Source organism: Bradyrhizobium cosmicum (genome assembly GCF_032290525.1).
Lineage (GTDB): Bacteria > Pseudomonadota > Alphaproteobacteria > Rhizobiales > Xanthobacteraceae > Bradyrhizobium > Bradyrhizobium cosmicum_A.
The window spans coordinates 1-259 of the sequence record NZ_JASXTA010000338.1; the positions used below are offsets into that span (position 1 = coordinate 1).

Sequence of the window (259 nt, forward strand, 5' to 3'; positions counted from 1 at the left end):
TCGTCACCCACTGCAGCAGGGCGTAGATTGGGAAGGTGGCGATGGAGAGAAATCCCAGCCGCCAGTCCACCACGAAGGCATAGACGAGCAGTACGAGCGGAACTCCCACGGCTGCGGTTTGCTCAACGGGCGCATGGGCGACGAGCATGTGGATCTGGACGGTGTCGTCCTGGATGGCCTTGCGCACCCGACCGGTTGACGACGAGCTGAACCAGGCCAGTGGGGCCTTCGAGATGCGGTCGATGATGCGGTCCTGGAG

Annotated in this window: 1 protein-coding gene; it reads right to left on the minus strand. The window is 63.3% G+C overall.

The window, feature by feature from the left end; genetic code table 11:
* On the minus strand, nt 1-259 hold a 259-nt coding region (locus QSV46_RS40170), incomplete at both ends, for an ABC transporter transmembrane domain-containing protein (RefSeq protein ID WP_314964193.1).